The sequence below is a fragment of the Shimia sediminis genome (assembly GCF_003990645.1).
Lineage (GTDB): Bacteria > Pseudomonadota > Alphaproteobacteria > Rhodobacterales > Rhodobacteraceae > Shimia > Shimia sediminis.
On the sequence record NZ_RYZK01000026.1, the window covers coordinates 1 to 1,808 of the forward strand.

The window sequence follows — 1,808 nt, forward strand, 5'->3', positions numbered from 1 at the left end:
CGGCTACCACATCCAAGGAAGGCAGCAGGCGCGCAAATTACCCACTCCCGGCACGGGGAGGTAGTGACGAAAAATAACGATACGGGACTCATCCGAGGCCCCGTAATCGGAATGAGTACAATCTAAACCCTTTAACGAGGATCAATTGGAGGGCAAGTCTGGTGCCAGCAGCCGCGGTAATTCCAGCTCCAATAGCGTATATTAAAGTTGTTGCGGTTAAAAAGCTCGTAGTCGAATCTGTGTCCCGCGCCGCCGGTTCATCGCACGCGGTGTTTAACTGGCGTGTCCGCGGGACGTCCTGCCGGTGGACCTAACCGTCGTCCGTGAGGGCGGCGGCGGTCCAACTCAATCCCACCGCGGTGCTCTTCACTGAGTGTCGAGGTGGGCCGGCACGTTTACTTTGAACAAATTAGAGTGCTTAAAGCAGGCTAAAACTTCGCCTGAATACCGTGTGCATGGAATAATGGAATAGGACCTCGGTTCTATTTTGTTGGTTTTCGGAACCCCGAGGTAATGATTAATAGGAACGGATGGGGGCATTCGTATTGCGACGTTAGAGGTGAAATTCTTGGATCGTCGCAAGACGAACAGAAGCGAAAGCATTTGCCAAAAACGTTTTCATTGATCAAGAACGAAAGTTAGAGGTTCGAAGGCGATCAGATACCGCCCTAGTTCTAACCATAAACGATGCCAGCTAGCGATCCGCCGACGTTCCTTCGATGACTCGGCGGGCAGCTTCCGGGAAACCAAAGCTTTTGGGTTCCGGGGGAAGTATGGTTGCAAAGCTGAAACTTAAAGGAATTGACGGAAGGGCACCACCAGGAGTGGAGCCTGCGGCTTAATTTGACTCAACACGGGAAACCTCACCAGGCCCGGACACCGGAAGGATTGACAGATTGAGAGCTCTTTCTTGATTCGGTGGGTGGTGGTGCATGGCCGTTCTTAGTTGGTGGAGCGATTTGTCTGGTTAATTCCGATAACGAACGAGACTCTAGCCTGCTAAATAGGCGTATTTCCGGCATCTCAAAGGCCCGCCGGGCCGGCGTTCGCGTCGCGCTCGTGCGCGGTTTTTACTGCCGGCGTACACACAATTCTTCTTAGAGGGACAGGCGGCTCTAGCCGCACGAGATTGAGCAATAACAGGTCTGTGATGCCCTTAGATGTTCTGGGCCGCACGCGCGCTACACTGAAGGAATCAGCGTGTCCTCCCTGGCCGAGAGGCCCGGGTAACCCGCTGAACCTCCTTCGTGCTAGGGATTGGGGCTTGCAATTGTTCCCCATGAACGAGGAATTCCCAGTAAGCGCGAGTCATAAGCTCGCGTTGATTACGTCCCTGCCCTTTGTACACACCGCCCGTCGCTACTACCGATTGAATGATTTAGTGAGGTCTTCGGACCGGTACGCGGTGGCGTTTCGACGTCGCCGATGTTGCTGGGAAGATGACCAAACTTGATCATTTAGAGGAAGTAAAAGTCGTAACAAGGTTTCCGTAGGTGAACCTGCGGAAGGATCATTAACGTTGCATGTCCGTCTCTGGGCGACGACATCTCGTTAGGCTGGGCGACGACGATGTATTGAGAGAGAGAGAGAGCGCTGCTCGTCGTCGCCGTTGTAGGCCACAGAGGATTGTATCCTATTATGTATGTATGTATGTATGTGCGTCGTGTGATGCGATGCTCGATGAGTTGTGGGATGATGCGCGCATATACATATGCATTGGGAGGTTCGCCGTGGTGAATGCGCGTTGTTCGACGCGCGGGTGAGTTTCGGTGTCCTCCGTCGCCGGTCCGTAGAGAGGGACGCGGCCG

General features: G+C 53.8%; 1 rRNA gene. It reads left to right on the forward strand.

The features are described 5' to 3' along the window. Positions 1–1,521: ribosomal RNA gene (locus EK369_RS22725) — 16S ribosomal RNA — on the forward strand; the annotation flags it as partial. Between the last annotated feature and the right edge of the window lie 287 nt (positions 1,522–1,808).